Here is a 21,042-nt window from a genome sequence, read left to right on the forward strand (position 1 = left end):
GGATTTTGTGAATAGTTGGGGGTATCGATGATCTTCCGTATCAAAAACAAACATGTAGCTGGCTTTAAATTATGGCTCGAAAAATTGGGCTACGTAAAGAAAGACCTTGCTGATGGTGGTGCAACTTTTAAAGGCAAAGGCACAAAACTGGATTATGTGCTGGTTGCAAAAGACTTAACTGGTAATCGAAATTGCCAGGTGCTTTATGAGGAATACCAGGTTCACCTGGTTAGTCCGTTAGATGTGAATTTAGAAAAGGTGGCGTGATGGGAGCTCTTAAGTACACCATTACTGTTGAGGCTGATGTAGAGCCTCAGCTTTATCTTGGTCAAAACATCTTTGGTGGGAAAATTGTTCAACTTAAGATGGAAGAATTGCCAGCTTTGGTTCCGGTATCTTGGCTGGTTGAAAAATACGGTTTAACCAAAACAACTATCATTAAAAAGCTTGAGGGCTACAATCAAGGTACTGATGGTAAGCATCTTTACGAAACCAAGACAGCTATGATGATTTTATCAAAGCCTCAGAAAAATAAACGCGGAGCAAAACGGGTCAATTAGACCCGTTCAGCATTTCACTTATTTCGCTTGCTGTAGGATTATAATAAGTATTAATCAAAATCCCTGCAGTCTTATGACCAGTAATTTTCATTAGAATCTCAATTGGTACCTTTCTTAATTTAACCAGTCTTGTAATTCCTTCATGCCGGGTATCATGGAAATGCAATTCTTTGATATTTGCTTTCTTTACCCTCTTACTGAACGTATTCTGAAAAGTGCTACTGCTTATCTCAAGCAAATTATCAGATCCGTTATCAGGTATGAGTTTTAATAGTTCTTTTGCACTATCCATTAATGGTACATCACGCGAATGACCATTCTTGGTGTCAGGCAAGTGAATATAGTCTTTATGGATATTCGACCTTTTAATGGAAAGTATCTCCCCTTGTCGCATTGTTGTCTCAATCGCAAAAAGAAAAGCCCAAGCTATAAAATGCTGTATCTCTGTTGGTACTTGTCCTCTCTCATAATTATGGGCTTTTAGTACCAGATCAATTTCAGCATCACTTATACGTCGATTTCTTGATTTTGGCTGAGATGGTTTGCTCACCATAGAAAACGGATTACTTTCAATGAGAAAAAGTTCTTTCTGTGCATAGGTAAAAATTGCTGAGAATAAAGATATGTCACGGAGTACAGTACCAATACTGACACTTTTTAATCTTGAGTTGCGCCAGTCCGTCAATATCTGAGGTGTAATATCGTGAACAGACATTTGCGAAATAACCGGATAGCTGTCAATAAACTGCTTGATTGAAATTCTAATAGTTCTGCTGGATTTCTTATGCCTGCCTATCTCTTCATAGTATTTATGCAGTAGTGCAGAAAATGGGTAGTGTTGCTTAACTTCGCTCTGATTCTTATTTTGCTCAGTCTTTAATTCTAGAAGTTTAAGCATAGCCCATTGCTCACACTCCTTTTCAGTATCTCGTGTAGCACTGATGCGTTTACCATTAAACATTAACTCAATACGGTATGATTCCCCACGCTTTCTTGCTTTTGGTAGTTTCATTTCTGGCGTAATCTTGGCGTAAATAATGTTTCATATTAACTTATTTTTTGTCAAAAACGTCCAATATGTTCAATTAAAAGAACTTTTAAGGGTGGTAATCTAAGGATTTAAAGCTAAATAAATTATCCTAATTAATTGTTTTATAATTATTTATTAATTATTTTTTAGAAAACCACTTATAATTCATCAATTTGGGATAGCACTTAACCATGGGGCTTTTTCATATCTAAAATAAAATATTTTAACTGCCTTTGCTTAAACTGCTTTCGTCTTTAAGGCATGCCATGAGCAATAATTCCATCAAATGATTCATTGCCATATCAACCACTGGTTCAAACATAATACCGTTTAAAAGGATATTTTCTGGCGTAATTAAATTCAATTTATCTGACACATTTGAAATAACGCCATCCAATCTGTTTTTTATACATAATTGATATAATTGACGATTTTTAAACTCGTCAATTAACAACAATACACCACCCACTTGTTGAATTGTGCAAGCTTTAAGGAACAATGGGAAGGAACAATGAGATAGCCAACTCACTGATATTATTCAGCAGCTTTTTCAAAATTATTCAATAATCATCTCTACATTGAAATAAATTTAACTATAATCATCATGATAATAAAAAAGGATATACTTTGTGCGCCATTCATATCATCTTGAAAAACATTATATCGAACGTGCCGGATGGTTACGTGCAGCTGTGCTGGGGGCAAATGACGGCATTATCTCCGTCACCAGTCTGGTGGTCGGAATCGCGGCCAGTGGCGCATCTACCCATACTTTACTTGTGACCTGTGTCGCCGGATTAATCTCTGGGGCGGCATCAATGGCTGCCGGCGAATATATCTCGGTTAAATCACAACAGGACATTGAAAAGAATGATCTGGAGATGGAACAGCGCGAACTGCAACGCCATCCTGAGCCAGAATTGCAAGAATTAAAGAACATTTATATACAACGCGGATTGCAACCCGCTTTAGCTGAAGAAGTTGCCCGCCAGCTGACTGTACACAATGCCTTAGATGCACATGCGCGTGATGAAATTGGCATTTCAGATCATACTTCTGCCCAGCCCTTTCGCGCGGCCTTCTCTTCAGCTGCTGCATTTACCATCGGCTCACTCTTTCCTTTAGTTTCAATTCTGCTGCTGCCCGAGCAATATTTAGAGAAAGGCGTGATGGTAATTGGGGTATTAAGTCTCGGCATTATGGGGGCATTAGCGAGTTATGCTGGTGGGGTCAGCATCTGGAGAGGCTCAATCCGGGTCATGCTTTGGGGGATTATCGCCATGTTATTCAGCGCCTGGATCGGATCATTATTTAATGTGAGTGTCGCATAAGACCGCTTTTGATATGTTTCCCAGTCTCTGCCCATGATGGACATAAATCCTCAGTCTATAGATAGAAATATGTGACATGCTTTATATTGATCAAGCATGTCATTTTAAGTTAAAAAGCATCTTTATTTTCAACGCATTCAGCTCCAGTGAAATCTTGCTCGTATCCCATCAGCATGAGGCCTGTCCAAGCAAAGCTATCTTTACGGGCCACTTAGCGCTATTTAAAAATACTGATATTTACCTGCCCCCCGGTTTTTCTTGCATATTCATATAAATGCTCAGGTCATGGTATGAATGGTATCTTTAAAGCGTTTCCAGGCCACATAGAAAAACAGCACGGCAATGCCAACCAGCCAGAGAAACGACGGCCAAACGATATTCAGTCCCGCATTTCGATACAGAATAGCCTGGGCCAGTTCAACAAAATGCGTGGTCGGGGCAATCAGCATCAGATACTGCAATACCTCCGGCATACTTTCACGCGGTGTCATCCCGCCTGAAAGCATTTCCATCGGGATCAGAATCAGCATCATCAATAAACCAAACTGCGGCATCGATTTCGACATGGTGGCCAGATAAATACCCATCGAAGTGGTGGCAAACAGGGTCAATAATGCCCCAAAGAAGAACAGCAGCAGGTTCCCTTCAACCGGAACCTGCAAGGCTAGCTGTACTACCAGTTTCAGCCCGGTAAAAGCTGCAATCAATACCACCAGGCTCATGGACCAGACCTTGGACATCATAATTTCAAACACCGTAACCGGCATCACCATCAGGTGTTCTACCGTACCGTGCTCACGCTCGCGGATTAACGCTGCTCCGGTCAGAATGATGGACAGCATCGCCACGTTATTGATGATTTCCATGACACTGCCGAACCATTTCTGGTCCAGCAACGGGTTAAAGCGGGCACGCATCTCCAGTTCAACCGGCATGCTGCTCACTTTCCTGTTGTGCAACACATATTCACTGACTTCCGACTGAATAATCTGCTGAATATAGCCAGCCCCGGTCATCGCCTGAGACATGCGCGTAGCATCGACATTGACCTGAACCGCAGCTGCTTTTCCTGCAAGCACATCTTCCTGAAAATTAACCGGAATATTCAGTGCGAAGGTAAATTCCCCGGCATCCATTCCGGCATCCATATAATTCAGCTCAGTGCTTTGCGGAATAAAATAAGGCGGGTAAAATGCCGAAGTGATTCGCTCGGACAAGGTCGAATGATCTTCATCCACAATCGCAATCGGCGCCATGTTCAGGCTGTCGGTCATGGCGGTCGCTGCCGTATAAATCGCCACGGTAAAGGTGTAGATGATCAGGATCAGCATGACCGGGTCACGCCATAGACTCCACAATTCCTTGCAACCGAGCTGGTAGATATTCTGTATTTTCTGACTGAACATCCTAAGACTCCTGTTTTTTTAGCGCAAGGATTGCCGCACACATAATGACCGGCACCGACAGCAAGATGACCCAAAGAGACTGATGCAAGTCCTGAAAACCTAAAGCCTTGTTAAACACGCCACGGCTGATGTTCACCATATGTGTAGCAGGATAAATCCCGCCAAACAAGCGGCCAAATCCTTCCAGTGAGGAAACCGGATTAATAATACCGGCAAACTGCATCACCGGAATCAGCGTACCCAGCATGACCAGAAACATCGAGGCAATCTGGCTTTTGGTCAGGGCGGAGGCCAGTAAACCCGTGCCCGTAGAAAAAATAATAAACAGGAATGAAGCCAGGGTCAGGGTCAGGAAACTGCCTTTGATCGGTACATCAAACATCAGCACAATAATCAGGCACATCAGGACATAGTTCAGCATGGCCAGCACCACGTAGGGAATCTGCTTGCCGATCAGGAATTCACTGCGGGTGACCGGAGTGACATACAGATTGACTATCGAACCCAGCTCTTTTTCCCGCACTACAGACAACGCCGTCAGCATGGCCGGAATCAGCAGGATGAGCAGCGGAAATAAGGCCGGTGCCATTGCCGGCAGGCTCTTGATATCCGGGTTATAGCGGAAGCGGGTTTCAACATTGACTGTACTTGATATTTTATACCCGCTTTGCTCCAGCGCCTGCTGCATCAACCAGTGTGCATGAATGCCCTGTACATAGCCCTGCACCGTTTCGGCACGCTGGGGCATGGCTCCATCAATCCAGGCGCCAATCTTGACATTTTCACCCCGGGCCACATCCCGGGCAAAACCCGGCGGAATCTCGATCGCTAAAGCAATATCGCCGCTGCGCATGCGCTGGTCCAGATCATCATAACTTTGCAAAGGTGCCTTTTCGACGAAATAAGGTGAACCGGCTATACTCATGTTGTAGTTCTGGCTCAGTCCGGTCTGATCCCGGTCCAGCACTGCAAAAGTCAGACCATCCACATCCATGGTAATGCCGTAACCCATCACAAACAGCAGGATAATCGAACCGACCAAGGCCATGGTGGCACGAATCGGATCACGGGCCAGCTCCAGTGATTCGCGCCAGGCATAACTGAGCAGCCGTTGCAGGCTGAATCGGCTGGATTTTCTTTGCTGCGTCTTGACGGGCGGATGATCGGCTGAACTGTTTTCCTCCTGCTCTTCCGCTGCAGCTTGGCTGCCCGCACCCGCATCTAATAGATAACCAATAAAGGCCTGTTCCAGAGTTTCGGCCTGCCGGTTCTGCATCAATTTGGCCGGTGCAGCACTGTCCAGCACCCGTCCGGCATGCATCAGCGACATGCGGTCACAGCGCTCGGCTTCATTCATAAAGTGGGTGGAAATAAAAATGGTAACCCCATCCTGTCGCGACAGGGTGATCAGATAATGCCAGAACTTGTCCCGGGCAATTGGGTCTACACCGGAAGTTGGCTCATCCAGAATCAGGATTTCAGGATTATGCACCAATGCTACCGCCAGTGACAGACGCTGCCTAATCCCCAGTGGCAAATCATCCGGCAATTTGTCTTTCAGCCCCATCAGGTCAAAACGCTGCAGCATTTCTTGCACACGTGACGCGATCTGCTCTGCCGGCACATGGAATAGTTTGGCATGTAGCACCAGGTTCTGAATGATGGTTAATTCACTATAAAGGGAAAAGGATTGCGACATGTAGCCGACACGCCGCCGCGTGGCAATATCACTGCCTTGCACCGATTGCCCAAACAGCCAGGCTTGCCCTTCCGAAGCCTCCAGCAATCCGGTCAAGACCTTCATGGTGGTCGATTTACCACAACCATTGGAGCCTAAGAATCCAAAAATTTCACCACGGCGAATCTGGAAATTGACATGATCTACTGCAGTAAAGTCGCCAAATTTAACCGTCAGGTTCTGGGCTTCCAGGGCATAGCCATCCGAACCATCATCCGCTAAAGGCGGAATCACCACCGGTTCATAGCCCTGTTTCTTTTCCTCCGGCAAAAGCTTGATGTAGGCTTCTTCCAGACTATGACTGTCAGTTTGTGCCAGCAACTCTTGCGGTGTACCCGTTTGCAGGATGCTGCCTGCATCCATCATCGCCAGCCAGTCAAAGCCCTGCGCTTCATCCATATACGCCGTGGCGACAATGACACTCATCTGTGGACGGACGCTACGGATACGGCGAATTAACTCCCAAAATTGCGCACGTGCCAAGGGGTCAACCCCGGTGGTGGGCTCATCCAGGATCAAAAAGTCCGGATCATGAATCAGAGAACAGCACAGGCCGAGCTTCTGTTTCATCCCACCAGAGAGTTTCCCGGCCGGACGATCCAAAAATTCATACAGTCCCGTACTTTTGGTCAGTGCATCAATACGTTTTCGGCTTTCTGCTGCATTGTGTCCGAATAAGCGGGCGACAAACTGCAGGTTTTCTTCAACCGAAAGAGTTTTGGACAGGTTTTTGCCGAGTCCCTGCGGCATATAGGCAATATGCGGACAGACTTTTCTACGATGCTTGGCATCGGCAATATCGCCACCAAGCACCATCAAGCGGCCTTGCTGAACCACCTTGGCACCGGCCAGTAATGCCAGCAGGCTGGATTTTCCCACGCCATCCGGACCGATCAGACCCATCATGCAACCCGCTGGCAACGACAGGGAAATGTCCTTTAAAGCCTGGGTCTTGCCGTATTTCAGACTGACCTGCTGAATGTCGGCAACAATCGTGCCCTGTGCAGATAAGGCTGTCATGATTTAACCAGATTGCTGAGAAAATCGGGCCAAGGAGCATTATCATCAATTTTGATATAGGCCACGCCCGGAAGGCCAGTTTTGACTTGCTGGATGTATTTTTGTAGCAGTATCGGGTCAATTTTTGCCTTGATCCGGAACATCAGCTTCTGACGTTCACTTTCAGTTTCCACCGTCTTTGGGGTGAACTGAGCTGTATCAGCGACAAAAGAAACGCGGGCGGGAATGACCACGTTTTTGGCTGCATCCAGCACAATACGGACTTCGCTGCCTATCGCAATCCGGCCGGCCACGGTTTCGGGCAAAAAGAACGTCATATAAACATCCGACAGATCGATCAGGTTCATGACCCGTCCGCCTGCGGCAATCATTTCACCCGGCTGTGCCACCAGAAACTGGACACGTGCCTTCAAGGGGGCCTTGAGCTGGGCATCTTCAATATCGAAATTGATCCGCTCTATGGTGGCCTTGATGGCGTCGACTTGCGAGCGTGCACTCGACACCTGACTGCGCGCTGCCACAATCGCACTTTGTGCACTGTCCACTTGTGCTCTTGCCGCACTCAGCACGGCTGCAACACTTTTGACATCGGCGCGCTCATCATCCAGCTGCTGTTTAGAGACTGCCCCGTCTTTGGCCAAAATTTCGGTTCGTGCCAGACGGTTCTTGGCAGCCACCAGTTCAGTTTCACGCTGCTCGACCATGGCTGTGGCTGCCGCTTTTTCACTGATGCGCATTGCCACCTGGGCTTCTGCGGTCGCAATGCCATCCTGGGCCTGACGCTGCTGGGCCTGAACTTCGCGCAGCTGTGCTTCCAGGGTAGAAACTTTAATCCGTGCCAAAACCTGACCAGCTTCGACAAAGTCACCTTCCTGCACAAGGATTTCTTCCAGCTGGCCAGACAATTTACTGGAGATATTGATTTCAGTCGCTTCAATCCGCCCATTGCCACTGACCAACGCCTGTGTATCCGGCTGATTCATGTTTTTCCAGACCATATAGGCCACCAACCCCAGCATCACAATTGCACCGACAACAGAGAGTTTCTTTATATTCATGTGCATTTACCCAAATTTTATTCTAAAGACATCTTTCAAAATTATTTTATAGCCATCAGGTCACCCTCAATATGCAGCACCAGGTGACCGTGGAACGGATGAAGCGACTTTGCGCTGTCAATCTACCGTGGTTTAACACTCAGTCTCTGAGGTTGTGTATCAAATACCTTCAAGATAAATTAAACAGGGTCCATATGAGTGATGACATCTATCACCTGATGCTTCTTCATCACCAAATTTCTCGCATTCACTGAAATATCGTGTCCTTGACGCACACTCAAATTACCATCGACCTCAATATGTGCATCCACAATAATCATATCGCCCATTTTGCGGGTCCGAATATTATGCACCCCCAGAATACCTTCAGTAGAGAGAAATGTCTTTTCGATTGCCTTGATTTCATGTTCATCTGCCGCCCGGTCCATGAGATCACTTAATGCTTGCCAGGCAAATTCCCAACCCATTTTTATAATCATCAAACCGACCACCAAGGCAGCAATCGGGTCAAGAATGGGATAACCCAACAGATTGCCGGCAATCCCGACCAGTACCACCAGAGATGAAGCGGCATCAGAACGGGCATGCCAGGCATTCGCGACCAGCATACTGGATTTGACTTTTTTGGCCACTTTCAGCATATAACGGAACAATAATTCCTTCCCTACCAGCGCCAGCATTGCGATATACAAGGCCACTGCCTGTACTTTTGGAATGTCTTCAGGGTTAAGAATTTTATTCGTTGCCATAATCAGCATGCTGATACCAACTCCCAATAACAGCAAGCCTAGAATAAAAGAGGCTGCTGTCTCGAAACGGTGATGACCAAAAGGATGATCTTCATCGGCTTCTTTTTTGCTATGATGGTTCGCAAACAGGACAATAAAGTCCGCCACCAAATCGCTGAGGGTATGAATACCGTCCGCAATCAGGCCCTGGGACTTGGCAAAAATGCCGACCACAATCTGAAAGATGGATAAAAACAGGTTAACAAATACACTCACCCAAGTGGTTTTACTTGCTGCCTGTGCCCGGTGTTCTGGATGAATTAAATCATCTTCATGGGTATCATCATCGAAATGCTGTACAGACATCGCTGCTCCAGTCGCTCAGTTCACTTGATTGTAATCAATTATATATCAATATGATGGATTCTAAATTTTTTCGAGTGCCTATTCTTCTTTAATGAGACATTCCATAATATTTTCGGGTGTAAAAATATGAGTAAGCCCATTTGCCTCAACAACCGGAGTGGCCAATTCATTTGAATAATCAATCAAAATGTTTTAAATGTTGCTATATGGAGCCTCAAATAAGCTGGATTAGATAAGCTCAAAAAACTCAGTGTTCCTTACGGGTATGCCTTTCACAGGTCGCTTTTTGCTCAGTTCTATAGCATAAATCCCGAAAATTGCACCGATTCTCAGCTCCAATCTTTGACCTCTGCTTCAATACCCTACAAGTCTATTCAATATTTTGAGTGTATTGAATGCCTGCTTAATCATTCTATTTCTATTATTGATGGTTCGATTACAGGTTCTACTCCGCCGGATACAATTTACAGCGTGTTTTGACTGTGAAGGACAATATACTGTTGCAATGCAACTGCGTGAATACACTGTTTAGCCTTAAAGACAAAATTCTACTTTCAGCCCCGATGATGTTTAGGATTAAATTAGCATCGTTTAGGCGAGTGGTTTAAATTAAAGCCTGATTATCTATAAGACTTTCTGATAATTATGTGTGAAGGTTATCGTATTTTTGTTATATTATTTATGTGAGATTAATAATCAACCTTTAGCTCTGATTTTACTAATTTCGCTTGAGAATCTATCAAAAATGCGCAATACAACTCAAGGACGGTATGCTATATGAGTCAAACAGCGAGTTATTTAGATACTCAATCCATCTTTAATTTAATTGGGCAACATGCAGACTTAGCAATCATCTTTCAGACCGTCAGTGAATGGTTAGAGGCCCGGATACCGGATTCAATGGTCTCCATCATGTTGTACTCAGAAACAAAACAAACTTTAAATTTAATTAGTGGTAGCCAGCATTTTTCCAACCGATATATAGAAACCGTTTCTGATTTAAAAATAGGTCCACATGTGGGAGCATGTGGTGCGGCAGCTTTTCACCGAAAACTGGTGATTTGTGAAAATTTAGCCACTGACCAAAACTGGGAAGCTTTCCATAGCCTGATTCAAGAAGAAAATCTGAACGCCTGCTGGTCAACACCTATTATTAATGCCCAGGGAACGCTCTATGGGACCTTTGCAACCTATTATCGTTCCCCTAAATGCCCCACCTCTACTCATATTAAGTTAATTTCTCATGCCGCATCTCTGATTGCCCTGAGTATGGACCTGCATGCAGAACGGCAACAGAGACTGGCGCTCAATGATAAATACCGTTCGTTCTTCACCTACCATCCCGATGCGATTTTTGAACATAATCCTGAAGGCATCATTATTGATGTCAATCTCGCCTCTGAAGAGATCACTAAATTTAATCTTGAACAGACTCGGGGCTCACATTTCTCAAAATTTATTTGTGCTGACTTTCAGTCAGTAGCTCAAACTGCATTTGAACAGGCCTTGCAAGGCCACAGTCAACACCTGGAAATCCAGGCACAGAATGCCTTGGGGAAATGTTACTGGCTAGACCTCACTTATTTACCTATTCAACAAGCCCAACAGGTGGTCGGTGTATTTGGGATTGCCCATGATATTACCGAACGGCATGAAACCGAAGAAATGTTACGGCTACTGAAACGTAGTGTCGATGCCAATCCTAATGGCATCGTGTTGACTAAGGCCACCGCGGACCAGGCCATTGAATATGTGAATCCTGCTTTTGAAAGCCTGACGGGTTATAAAAAAGAAGAAATCACCGGTAAAAATTGTCGCTTTCTGCAAGGTCCCGAAACAGATCCAGAGGCAGTGTATAAAATCCACAATGCACTTCAAGAACAGCAAGAAATCCAGGTGACCTTAAAAAACTATCGTAAAGATGGCAGCTGGTTCTGGAACCAGCTCATATTAGGACCCGTTTTTGATGATAAAAATTTTTGCACGCACTTTATCGGGATTCAGCAAGATATTACCCAACAGCGGGCGAATAGCGAATATATTGCCCGTCAGCAAACCCATGACAGTTTAACCGGATTAATTAACCATCATACTTTTGAAAAAATACTGGATGTTGCCTTCCACCTTCAGCATGACAATCCTCGCTCCCTGATTGTGATGTATGTTGATTTAGATGGATTCCAGCCTTTAAATCAAAGTTTGGGGCACATCATTGGTGATCAACTTCTGATTGCTGTAGCAAATCGCCTGCGTCAGGTCATTCAAGAAGAAGATATCATTTCCCATTTTTCAGCAGATGAATTTGGCATACTTCTGAATAAATGCCATGATTTAAAACAGGTCGCTGTTATTGCAGAGCAAATATTAAAAAGCCTGTCAGCTCCATTTGAGCTTGATGGCCATAAAATTCATATGAGTGCGAGTATTGGCATTGCAGATGATGACCCTCAAATAGAAAAATCGACTCAATTACTTCATCATGCGATACATGCCATGAATGAAGCGAAAAAAGAAGGCGGAAATGCCTGGCATTGGTATGCGTTTAATTCTATCGGCACACCGAAAATCGATTACGTGCTGATGCGCCACGAATTAATGGTTGCCATGCAAGAAAAGCAGTTCAGGTTGGTTTATCAACCCGTTATTGATGCTCGCTCAGGCCAATTAAAAAGTGTCGAAGCCTTAATCCGTTGGCAGCATCCACAAAGAGGCTTTATCTCTCCGGTAGAATTCATTCCGTTTGCTGAAAAAACCGGCCAGATTGTAGTTATTGGTCAATGGGTGTTACAGCAAGCCTGTCAGGATATTGTTGCGTGGAACAAGAAAAATGGGGCTAACCTGAGTGTAGCTGTCAATCTTTCCCCTTTACAATTTAAGCGCACAGGCTTTTTGCATGACTTACAGGAAACGTTATCTGATACTCAGTTACAACCCGACCTATTAAAAATTGAAGTCACCGAGACCATGTTAATTGCGGGTGCTGACCGTTCTTTAGAAATTCTAAAAGCTGTTCGTGATTTGGGTATCAAGGTTTCTGTCGATGACTTTGGCACAGGATACTCGAGTCTGAGTTATTTACGCACTTTACCTGTGGATGAGATAAAACTTGATCGCAGCTTTATTGAACATTTACCTCAAAATGAAAAAGATGGCGCGATTGTCGCAGCCATTATTGTTATGGCTCATCAACTAGGATTGCACGTGGTTGCTGAAGGAATAGAAAATCACGATCAAGCCCAGTTTCTAAAAAAATATGAATGTGATGATTTTCAGGGCTACTATTTTGCCAAACCAGCTGCTCTTAGGGAGCTTAAACTTAATTATAAGTAGATAGGATGAGTATGAAAATAAATACTGTTCCACTCTAATAACGAATACAGTTACGTCCGCTATTTTTAGCCTGATAAAGTTTATTATCCGCCATTTTAAAAACTTCGCTCACATCGGTTGAGCTTTTAGGCCAAAATGCGATTCCAATAGACAGGGTAATTGTGCCGATAGTATTGCTGTTGCTTGATTCCATTGTTTTTCTTAAGCGTTCCGCAGCATTGTAAGCAACCTTAGGGTCTGAAGTGGTCATTAATACAATAAACTCTTCGCCTCCTGTCCGACAACAGATGTCTTCGTCCCTGAAGTTATTTTTCATCAAACTGGCCAGGGTTTTTAAAACGGCATCGCCTTGATCATGACCATAGCTATCATTCACATTCTTAAAAAAATCGATATCAATTGCCAGCACAGCAAAACTTCTTCCTAAACTCACCAATTCTTTCAAGAAAATCTGCATACCGCGCCGATTATATAAACCCGTCAGTGGGTCAGTATTCACATGATGACGTAATTCAGTAATCTTTTCACTGAACGTTTGCGAGCTGAGTAATAATGACGTTCTAAACTTTAAAACTTCAAAATACCAGGGATCGACTTGTTTGATTTTATCTTGAATGTCTGGTTGATTAAGCATGCTGGCCATTTTTGCCAAACTGTTTAAAGGTGAAGAAATAAAGCGTGACATTCGCCAGACAATAAAAAAGATAAACAAATAAAAAATTAAAATTCCAACTGAAACTTTTAAAAGAATATCATTCGCCTGTTTGAACAACTCTTCCGTCGGTTGCTGGGAAACGATAATCCAGTTCACACTGGGAATATCTGCAAAACCTGCCAAATTTTCGACACCCCGACTATTGATTAACCGGACACTTCCCATTCGTGTACGTGTCATATAATCCAGGCCAGTATTATTAATAATTTTTTCTCCAATTCTGCTCGGATCAGGATGAAAAATAATTCGATTCTCCTGATCAATGACATACATATAACTTTTTTTAAAGTCATACTCGGTTGAAAGCATTTTCTGAATCAGATTATTTTTTTGTAAATAAATTGTGCCCCCCACCATACCCAGATAATTTTTATTCTGGTCATAAATAGGTTGAGACAGCAGCACAACAAGATTATGTCTAATTGACCAATAGGGAGGAGAAATATACGTGCTTTTATGCTTTAAAGATTCAACAATTCCCACTGATTTATATGAAATATGGGGGCTCAAATTTAAACTTTGCGGTGCAAAAGAGATGACTCTTCCCTGTTTATCAACAATTAATAAGCTATTAAATTTGTTGGACTGATTTTTAAGACGCTTTGCTTCTTGTTGTATTAATTGAGGATTAGAAAAATCCTGTCCTAACAGGTCAGCACTATACTTTAACTCTTTGAGCATATCATCGAAATGCTGATCTGCGCTGTTGGCAACTTTTGAAGCATATTTGACATTCACTAAAAGTGAATTCTGAATTAATTGGTCTTTAATGACATAATTGAGAATAAATACAGAAACAATAAACAAGCACGAAACACTGATAATAATTGAAATCAGGATCAGTTTGCGAAGATTTAATTTAAGTGCCAAAAGAATCTGTTTCAAAAACCTGATCCCGAACGAGTGTGACTTTATTTACATTCTATAACATATTTAATGATTAATTTAACAAATTTATTTGAAATAAACTAGATCATTTATGCTTTTAAGCTCTGGTCTTGAGTAACTGGAACCAGAGCTTAATGCGTAAATCACAGTATAAATTTAAAGCTGAAAAATTGAAAAACTAAATTATAAATTGGCTCAAAATTTACTATCAGCAGTCCATTTTACATTCGCATCAGCCCAAGGCTGCTATGAAAAAGCCATACCTAAAATCTCTGCATACGTTTGTTGTGGTGGATTGATATTTGACTTGGCTGTCGATGAATTCTGACTGTCGAAGTTTCCACCACATGTGGACAATAAAAATTCTGAAAGTACGGCTAATACCGCTTAGGATTCAAGGCTCAAATCATTTTTACGATATGAACATTTGTTTTAAAAAATATATTTACCGAATAATCTATTAGCTTGATTCGATGTCATACACCCAGTTTTTGGCTTGCTGGTCAGTGATACTTTCACAGACATAGTAGTCATGATCCCATGCATCTTGATGGAAGATTTCTTTTTTGCTGTAAGCCACCTGTTTACCATTTTCGACACAGACAAAGCTGTCGCCTTGGTCTTTGACTTGGGTTCCGTTAAGGAAACCACCAATACAGAGGAAGCGGGATTGTTTGGGCATGTGCTTAGATCAACTTTTTAAATCACTACAACTTGCGTGATTAAACGATGTATTGCTACAACTGTAAAGTGTATCCAACAACATGAATATAGAAACTTTTAATCAGACCAAGTACATCTTGATCTGATAATTTAAAATCATATTCAATACATATGAATCCGAGTAAAAAATACTAGAAGATGTTGATTTTCTAGCTATCCTAAAAATTCATCCGCTGTTAAAGCATGCTTTTCAATAAATTGTGTGTATTCTCTTAGTCTTGCAATTGTCTGGTCAATATTAACTAAGCCTGTTTCCTTATTCTTCACAAGATATTTTGTAGTGAGGATAGTCATTGTTTCTCCCTTCCCAAATCTTGCTGGTTTTTCGAAACTTAAACCTTCCTGCTTAGCTTTATTTAAATAGTGTTTATAACAAATATCTCTAAATTTTTTATCATTTTCAGCTTTATTACTATTAATTTTTAAAACCAAATCATCTTGTTGGATTTGTAAATATTGTAGACAAAATTCATTTCTTTGAAATGCCCACCAATAACCCATAAATCCACCATTAGGGTTAGATACATACCCCCAATCTCCACGCTTTAAGTCTTGTTGAAGATATTTGAAAAATCCAATCCAATTTTTATTATTCCACTTTTCTTTAACCGCAAATGCATTTACTTCATTTTCAATAGATTTAATATAATCTTTGAAGTCATTAAAAATGTCGCTTGATACATCTTCAAAGTTATCTAAAACTGCAATCAGCTTATTTCTAGAAAAGATTTTAAATCCATCATTGATTTCTTTTTTATAATTTGATTGATCATGGGTTTTAAAGAAGATAGCTAATACATTTTCCTCTCCAACTTCAGAGGCTATTATATTTTTATATCTAGTTAATTGATCACCATGTGCTTTTGTACCAGTCTTATCCTCAATAATGATAGAAAATTCATTTATTTTAAGTAGGATATCAATATTTTTATATTGTTTAGAAAGACTGAAGTTTTCAAATTTCTCAGGCATTTCTTTATTTTCTAATTTAAAAAATTCTGAGATTAAACTTAAAGCACAATTTTTTAGATCTTGATTAACATGCATATATTTAGGATTTGCATGATCTAATAACCAAAAAATAAAAGCATCTTGCGATAATTCTTTTGTTGCATATTTAAAAATATTTGGCTTATCCATTTTTATACTCAAAAAATAAGGGCTGATAAATCAGCCCTTATTTTTAACTCATTTTATCTTAATTTTCAATCAATTAAGACAATTGAGCAGCAGCAATTTTCTTGGTATCGATGTCTTTAGCAGCATCTGTATACTCGCCCATCTTGTCGAAGTTCAAGTATTGGTAGATTTCAGCAGACATGCTGTCGATTTGAGCTGCATATTGTTGGTATTCTTCTGGAGTTGGTAATTTACCAAGTACAGCAGCAACAGATGCAAGTTCAGCAGAAGCCAAGTAAACGTTAGCGCCTTGACCTAAACGGTTCGGGAAGTTACGAGTAGAAGTCGATACACAAGTCGTGTTCGGAGCTACACGTGCCTGGTTACCCATACATAATGAACAGCCTGGCATTTCAGTACGCGCGCCAGCTTTACCATAAATGTTATAGAAACCTTCTTCCATCAATTGGTGCTCGTCCATACGAGTTGGAGGAGCCAACCATAAACGAGTAGACAATGAACCACCAGGTACTTTATCAAGTAATTTACCAGCAGCACGGAAGTGACCGATGTTTGTCATACATGAACCAACGAATACTTCGTCAATTTTCACGCCTTGAACGTCAGAAAGAAGTTTAGCGTCATCTGGGTCGTTCGGGCAGCAAAGGATAGGTTCTTTGATGTCTGCAAGGTCAATTTCATACACTTTAGTGTATTCAGCATCAGCATCAGCTTTAAGAAGTGATGGGTTCGCTAACCATTTTTCCATGTTCTCAACACGGCGAGCCATAGTACGCGCATCGCCATAACCTTCAGAAATCATCCACTTAAGCATGGTGATGTTTGAACGAAGGTATTCAGCAACTTTCTCTTCAGAAAGCGTGATTGAACAGCCAGCAGCAGAACGTTCAGCAGAAGCATCAGAAAGTTCGAACGCTTGCTCTACAGTGAGGTCAGTTTCCATTTCTGTTAAGTCGATTTCTAATATACGACCAGAGAAGATGTTTTTCTTACCTTTCTTCTCTACAGTTAAGTCACCTTCTTTAATTGCGTAGTAAGGAATCGCATGTACAAGGTCACGTAAAGTGATACCAGGCTGCATTTTACCTTTGAACTTCACAAGTACAGACTCAGGCATGTCAAGTGGCATAACACCAGTTGCTGCAGCGAACGCTACAAGACCAGAACCCGCTGGGAATGAAATACCGATTGGGAAACGAGTATGCGAGTCACCACCAGTACCAACTGTATCTGGAAGAAGCATACGGTTTAACCAAGAGTGGATAATACCGTCACCTGGACGTAAAGACACACCGCCACGGTTCATGATGAAATCAGGAAGCGTGTGTTGCATTTGTACGTCAACTGGTTTTGGATACGCAGCTGTGTGACAGAAAGATTGCATAACGAGGTCAGCAGAGAAACCTAGGCAAGCCAAGTCTTTCAATTCGTCACGAGTCATTGGACCAGTTGTATCTTGAGAACCAACAGTCGTCATCTTAGGTTCGCAGTAAGTACCTGGACGAACACCTTGACCTTCTGGAAGACCACAAGCGCGACCTACCATTTTTTGAGCTTGAGTGAAGCCTTTACCAGTATTCTCAGGTTGAACCGGAGTACGGAATAAAGTTGAAGGTGCAAGACCTAAAGCTTCACGTGCTTTAGCTGTTAGACCACGACCAACGATCAGGTTGATACGGCCACCAGCACGCACTTCGTCTAGAAGCACTGGAGTTTTAAGTTCAGCTTCAGCGATTTGCTCGCCATTTTTAGAAGCAGTCACTTTTGCAGCGGCATGATCGATGTTAAGAACGATTTCGTCGCCCATGTTCATGTTAGCAACGTCGATCTCGATCGGTAATGCACCAGCATCTTCCATCGTGTTGAAGAAAATCGGAGCGATCTTAGAACCTAAGCAGTAACCACCGTCTTTTTTGTTCGGGATGTGAGCGATTTCGTCACCGAAGAACCAAAGTACAGAGTTAGTTGCAGATTTACGAGAAGAACCTGTACCAACAACGTCACCTACATAAGCAACCTGGTTGCCTTTCGCGATGAGTTCTTTGATTTGGTTTAACGGACCAACTTCACCAGGAACTTCCGGGTTAATACCGTCACGTACGTTTTTCAACATCGCATTTGCATGTAATGGGATGTCTGGACGGCTCCAAGCGTCTTGAGCTGGAGACAAGTCATCAGTGTTGGTTTCACCAGTAACTTTGAATACTGTTAATTTGATTTCTTCTGGAACATCTTTACGGCTTGTGAACCATTCAGCATCAGCCCAAGATTGAAGCACAGCTTTTGCATTTGCGTTACCTGCTTTCGCTTTATCAGCTACGTCGTGGAATGCATCAAATACAAGAAGAGTTTTTTTCAGCGCTTCAGCAGCAAGCTCACCAAGAGCAGCATCATCAAGTAAAGCAACTAAAGGCGCAACGTTATAACCACCAAGCATAGTACCTAGTAAGTAAACCGCACGTTCTTTAGAAACTAATGGAGAAGTTGTTTCACCTTTTGCCACGGCAGCCAAGAAAGCAGCTTTAACATAAGCAGCTTGATCAACACCTGCTGGAACACGGTTTTCAAGCAAGTCAACTAAAAATGCTTCTTCTCCAGCTGGGGGATTTTTTAATAGTTCAACCAAGTCAGCTGTTTGAGCATCGTCAAGTGGCTTCGGTGGGACTCCGAGTGCAGCACGTTCTGCAACGTGTTGGCGGTAAGCTTCTAGCACGGTGTTATTCCTCTTTTTTAAAAAATTATTTACGAATTCCAGCTTATTCAAAGCTTCGCAAATAATATGGACTGCTAAATTTTACTAAAATTCCAGTTAAAAGTTAATGCAAGTACAGTGTTTCTTTGTGATGCCCATTATTTTGTAGCTAAATGATGCGCATATCGATTACACAATAAGCAAATCCTTCACTTTTAAAGCTTTTTAATGATGAAAATTCACTTTTAATGGAACATTAAACATAAAAAAGACAACCTTATGTTGCCTTTTTTGCTTTTATAAAAATATTCAACCTTAGTGGACAGTGGTTGCTGTTAAATATTGAGCTAATTCCGCGCGATTCCCGGTAAATTTAACGGCACATTCATCTTCAAACAAGCCTTGATACTGATTACTGGCAAATGAAATATCAACCAGATAGCGTGGATAATGCTGATCTGGCAATTTTTTGCGCAGAAACACTTTATCTCCCACACTCAGGACATAATTTGCCCCACCAATAATCGCTACACCGTGCTCATCTTCCAAGAGCAAATCTTCATGATGCAAGTAGCCAATCACATCCATATTTCTACTCCAGTCGTTATAATTCTTCACCTCATTATTCAATAACAAGATAAGCTTTTCTATATTTTTGCTTAAGCAAATGTCACAATTTATTTTTTAATTTTGCTTAGGCTATTTTATACATGGTTATAAAAAACCGTTCATTAGAACGGTTTATAATTTGGCATCTTGTCATGCGGCGTGGCGATACATTTTTCGGTGATTTTCTGCTTGAACTGATTACGGCTGGCTTCCGGATCTTGAGTGATTTCCTGCAATGGAAATGCATAAACCTGTTCAATAATATCCAGAATAAAGGTTTTGGTGATTTGATCTTCAATCTTGTTGGCGTGTTCTATCGCTGCCTCTTTGGTAATGGTATTTTGACGGTCATACATAATATTGTTTGCCGCATTACCCATACTTGTACAATAGCCTTTCCACTGCTCTTCAGGTGTTAATGGCTTCTTTTCAGTACAGCCCACCAAAGCAACCAATGCCACCAAAGTGAATAACTTTTTCATCAATATCTCTCCTGTTGCCTCCTATCATAATCAAAGTTAGGCAAAATACGAAATCATGGAAACCGGATATCCAGAAAAATCATGAGCGAAATAAGATGAATGATACAAATAAGATAAACCCTATTTTAGGTTAAGGTGTTCAATAAATACGTGGAATGGAACCTGGGTATGTTTTAACTCATCTGCTTTAAATGATGCACGCCATTTCAAATAATCAGTCAGTTACAAATTTCAGTTATAAAAAACAGCGATAGGTAGTCTATTCATTTGCATAAGCTCAAACATAGCTGTATGCTTAAGGATAACTAGAAAAATAGTTTGTTCTGGTAAATCTTCTTGTATTTCGCAGTTTTAGTCATAATCCTTCGTTTTTCAGATTTAAAGTTCCATTCTTCTTTTCAAGTTAAATTATCTGGCTTTTCAATAAGCTAAAAACATTTTTATAGGATTGTATTATGTCTAACACTGTAAAAGGCACTGTTAAATGGTTTAACGAAACTAAAGGTTTCGGTTTTATTCAACAAGAAAATGGCCCGGACGTTTTCGCTCATTTCAGCGAAATCACAGGTTCTGGCTTCAAAACTTTAGCTGAAGGCCAACAAGTTGAATTCAGCATCGCTCAAGGTCAAAAAGGCCCGAATGCTGTAAACATCGTAGCACTATAATTTTAAAATCACGCTTGCCTGCTGCAAGCGTGATTTTTTTAAGAAGCGAGAGTCAAACTCTCGCTTTTTTTGTGCTTTATAAAATGCTTATGCGCTAACTTATGGCGTTTTATTTAACAATTGATCTACCAGTTCATTGATTTTAGTTTCGGTACTCCGCCATTTATTTAATGCAAATCCTCCATTGCCTTTTAATCTGAAGGATGCTTCAGACACCTGGCGGCCATTCTGAATCAAGTTAAACCGTGCAGACACCATATATGGCGCAAGATCCCATGCTCTTAAAGCAGTATAATGCAGTGTAGTCTGACAGAAACTTAAATTATCGGTTTCTTTGTAGGTTTGTGCCTGAATGTTGTAGCGTGCAAAACTCTTCACAACCAATTGATCAAAATTATTAATGATGACTTTTGGATTATGAACAATACATACCTGCTTAATCGACTCCGGATGAAATCCAGTGCTGTTATTCACCTGAATAGCCGTACAACCGGTCAAGCCACTCGCCACCATTCCCACAATCAATAATTTTTTCATTCTAACCCTTCTTATAATTAATAA

18 protein-coding genes are annotated in these 21,042 nt (G+C 41.7%); 5 read left to right on the forward strand and 13 right to left on the reverse strand.

What is annotated here, in order from left to right:
* Window positions 1-27 precede the first annotated feature (27 nt).
* On the forward strand, window positions 28-267 hold the full coding sequence (locus BLP85_RS00695; protein WP_086197304.1) for a hypothetical protein: 240 nt from the start codon (window positions 28-30) through the stop codon (window positions 265-267).
* Window positions 267-560, forward strand: a complete 294-nt coding sequence (locus BLP85_RS00700) for a hypothetical protein (RefSeq protein WP_086175083.1) — start codon at window positions 267-269, stop codon at window positions 558-560. Before BLP85_RS00695 ends, BLP85_RS00700 begins: the two co-directional genes overlap by 1 nt.
* On the opposite strand, the gene BLP85_RS00705 is transcribed toward BLP85_RS00700, so the two are convergent.
* Together BLP85_RS00705 and BLP85_RS00710 are read right to left on the reverse strand one after the other, a co-directional pair.
* The gene (locus tag BLP85_RS00705) at window positions 553-1,572 is read right to left on the reverse strand and encodes a tyrosine-type recombinase/integrase (protein ID WP_092818236.1); all 1,020 of its coding nucleotides are present in this window, start codon (window positions 1,570-1,572) and stop codon (window positions 553-555) included. The two genes, BLP85_RS00700 and BLP85_RS00705, sit on opposite strands and share 8 nt — an antisense overlap.
* A gap of 241 nt (window positions 1,573-1,813) precedes the next feature.
* A complete protein-coding gene (locus BLP85_RS00710; RefSeq protein ID WP_143002174.1) occupies window positions 1,814-2,119 on the reverse strand; it encodes a hypothetical protein in 306 nt (101 codons plus the stop codon).
* 100 nt (window positions 2,120-2,219) lie between these two features.
* Here BLP85_RS00710 and BLP85_RS00715 point away from each other — a divergent pair, with 100 nt between their 5' ends.
* Window positions 2,220-2,921: a VIT1/CCC1 transporter family protein gene (locus BLP85_RS00715; protein WP_092818240.1), complete on the forward strand. Its 702-nt coding sequence runs from the start codon at window positions 2,220-2,222 to the stop codon at window positions 2,919-2,921.
* 278 nt (window positions 2,922-3,199) lie between these two features.
* Here BLP85_RS00715 and BLP85_RS00720 read toward each other — a convergent pair whose 3' ends face one another.
* The 4 genes from BLP85_RS00720 to BLP85_RS00735 form a co-directional block, all read right to left on the reverse strand.
* A complete protein-coding gene (locus BLP85_RS00720; RefSeq protein WP_092818241.1) occupies window positions 3,200-4,327 on the reverse strand; it encodes an ABC transporter permease in 1,128 nt (375 codons plus the stop codon).
* A 1-nt stretch (window position 4,328) separates the two neighbouring features.
* Window positions 4,329-7,085, reverse strand: coding sequence for a ribosome-associated ATPase/putative transporter RbbA (gene rbbA / locus BLP85_RS00725; protein WP_092818242.1), 2,757 nt, complete (start codon window positions 7,083-7,085; stop codon window positions 4,329-4,331).
* Window positions 7,082-8,143, reverse strand: a complete 1,062-nt coding sequence (locus BLP85_RS00730; RefSeq protein WP_092818244.1) for an HlyD family secretion protein — start codon at window positions 8,141-8,143, stop codon at window positions 7,082-7,084. Before BLP85_RS00730 ends, rbbA begins: the two co-directional genes overlap by 4 nt.
* Window positions 8,144-8,322: 179 nt before the next feature.
* A complete protein-coding gene (locus tag BLP85_RS00735) occupies window positions 8,323-9,237 on the reverse strand; it encodes a cation diffusion facilitator family transporter (protein WP_092818246.1) in 915 nt (304 codons plus the stop codon).
* A 777-nt stretch (window positions 9,238-10,014) separates the two neighbouring features.
* Here BLP85_RS00735 and BLP85_RS00740 point away from each other — a divergent pair.
* Complete coding sequence (locus BLP85_RS00740) at window positions 10,015-12,567, forward strand: bifunctional diguanylate cyclase/phosphodiesterase (protein WP_092818247.1); 2,553 nt, start codon at window positions 10,015-10,017, stop codon at window positions 12,565-12,567.
* A 34-nt stretch (window positions 12,568-12,601) separates the two neighbouring features.
* Here the strand turns inward: BLP85_RS00740 and BLP85_RS00745 are convergent, their stop codons facing one another.
* The 6 genes from BLP85_RS00745 to BLP85_RS00770 all read right to left on the reverse strand — a co-directional run bounded on the left by BLP85_RS00745 (window position 12,602) and on the right by BLP85_RS00770 (window position 19,816).
* Window positions 12,602-14,167 carry a sensor domain-containing diguanylate cyclase gene (locus BLP85_RS00745; protein ID WP_092818249.1) on the reverse strand — a complete coding sequence of 522 codons (1,566 nt, stop codon included), beginning with the start codon at window positions 14,165-14,167 and terminating at the stop codon, window positions 12,602-12,604.
* A gap of 463 nt (window positions 14,168-14,630) precedes the next feature.
* On the reverse strand, window positions 14,631-14,852 hold the full coding sequence (locus tag BLP85_RS00750; protein ID WP_092818251.1) for a hypothetical protein: 222 nt from the start codon (window positions 14,850-14,852) through the stop codon (window positions 14,631-14,633).
* A gap of 194 nt (window positions 14,853-15,046) precedes the next feature.
* A complete protein-coding gene (locus BLP85_RS00755; protein ID WP_092818253.1) occupies window positions 15,047-16,033 on the reverse strand; it encodes a PD-(D/E)XK nuclease family protein in 987 nt (328 codons plus the stop codon).
* Window positions 16,034-16,106: 73 nt separating this feature from the next.
* Window positions 16,107-18,746, reverse strand: coding sequence for a bifunctional aconitate hydratase 2/2-methylisocitrate dehydratase (locus tag BLP85_RS00760; RefSeq protein ID WP_092818255.1), 2,640 nt, complete (start codon window positions 18,744-18,746; stop codon window positions 16,107-16,109).
* A 294-nt stretch (window positions 18,747-19,040) separates the two neighbouring features.
* Entirely contained in the window at window positions 19,041-19,313 is a 273-nt protein-coding gene (locus tag BLP85_RS00765) for a hypothetical protein (RefSeq protein ID WP_092818256.1), read from the reverse strand.
* A gap of 143 nt (window positions 19,314-19,456) precedes the next feature.
* A complete protein-coding gene (locus BLP85_RS00770) occupies window positions 19,457-19,816 on the reverse strand; it encodes a hypothetical protein (RefSeq protein ID WP_092818257.1) in 360 nt (119 codons plus the stop codon).
* Between the two features lie 455 nt (window positions 19,817-20,271).
* On the opposite strand from BLP85_RS00770, the gene BLP85_RS00775 reads away from it, so the two are divergent.
* Window positions 20,272-20,481 (forward strand): cold-shock protein, encoded by a 210-nt coding sequence (locus tag BLP85_RS00775; protein WP_092818258.1) that lies wholly within the window; start codon window positions 20,272-20,274, stop codon window positions 20,479-20,481.
* A 99-nt stretch (window positions 20,482-20,580) separates the two neighbouring features.
* On the opposite strand, the gene BLP85_RS00780 is transcribed toward BLP85_RS00775, so the two are convergent.
* Complete coding sequence (locus BLP85_RS00780; protein ID WP_092818259.1) at window positions 20,581-21,018, reverse strand: Sbal_3080 family lipoprotein; 438 nt, start codon at window positions 21,016-21,018, stop codon at window positions 20,581-20,583.
* Window positions 21,019-21,042: the final 24 nt, after the last annotated feature.

The organism is Acinetobacter kookii (assembly GCF_900096895.1).
Taxonomy (GTDB): Bacteria; Pseudomonadota; Gammaproteobacteria; order Pseudomonadales; family Moraxellaceae; genus Acinetobacter; species Acinetobacter kookii.

What these genes read in the sequence shown, in the direction of transcription:
- BLP85_RS00705 (WP_092818236.1), bottom strand. Translation starts at nt 1,572, where the DNA reads ATGAAACTACCAAAAGCAAGAAAGCGTGGGGAATCATACCGTATTGAG.
- BLP85_RS00750 (WP_092818251.1), bottom strand. Translation starts at nt 14,852, where the DNA reads ATGCCCAAACAATCCCGCTTCCTCTGTATTGGTGGTTTCCTTAACGGA.
- BLP85_RS00720 (WP_092818241.1), bottom strand. Translation starts at nt 4,327, where the DNA reads ATGTTCAGTCAGAAAATACAGAATATCTACCAGCTCGGTTGCAAGGAA.
- BLP85_RS00780 (WP_092818259.1), bottom strand. Translation starts at nt 21,018, where the DNA reads ATGAAAAAATTATTGATTGTGGGAATGGTGGCGAGTGGCTTGACCGGT.
- BLP85_RS00735 (WP_092818246.1), bottom strand. Translation starts at nt 9,237, where the DNA reads ATGTCTGTACAGCATTTCGATGATGATACCCATGAAGATGATTTAATT.
- BLP85_RS00695 (WP_086197304.1), top strand. Translation starts at nt 28, where the DNA reads ATGATCTTCCGTATCAAAAACAAACATGTAGCTGGCTTTAAATTATGG.
- BLP85_RS00700 (WP_086175083.1), top strand. Translation starts at nt 267, where the DNA reads ATGGGAGCTCTTAAGTACACCATTACTGTTGAGGCTGATGTAGAGCCT.
- BLP85_RS00775 (WP_092818258.1), top strand. Translation starts at nt 20,272, where the DNA reads ATGTCTAACACTGTAAAAGGCACTGTTAAATGGTTTAACGAAACTAAA.
- rbbA (WP_092818242.1), bottom strand. Translation starts at nt 7,085, where the DNA reads ATGACAGCCTTATCTGCACAGGGCACGATTGTTGCCGACATTCAGCAG.
- BLP85_RS00730 (WP_092818244.1), bottom strand. Translation starts at nt 8,143, where the DNA reads ATGAATATAAAGAAACTCTCTGTTGTCGGTGCAATTGTGATGCTGGGG.
- BLP85_RS00765 (WP_092818256.1), bottom strand. Translation starts at nt 19,313, where the DNA reads ATGGATGTGATTGGCTACTTGCATCATGAAGATTTGCTCTTGGAAGAT.
- BLP85_RS00740 (WP_092818247.1), top strand. Translation starts at nt 10,015, where the DNA reads ATGAGTCAAACAGCGAGTTATTTAGATACTCAATCCATCTTTAATTTA.
- BLP85_RS00755 (WP_092818253.1), bottom strand. Translation starts at nt 16,033, where the DNA reads ATGGATAAGCCAAATATTTTTAAATATGCAACAAAAGAATTATCGCAA.
- BLP85_RS00770 (WP_092818257.1), bottom strand. Translation starts at nt 19,816, where the DNA reads ATGAAAAAGTTATTCACTTTGGTGGCATTGGTTGCTTTGGTGGGCTGT.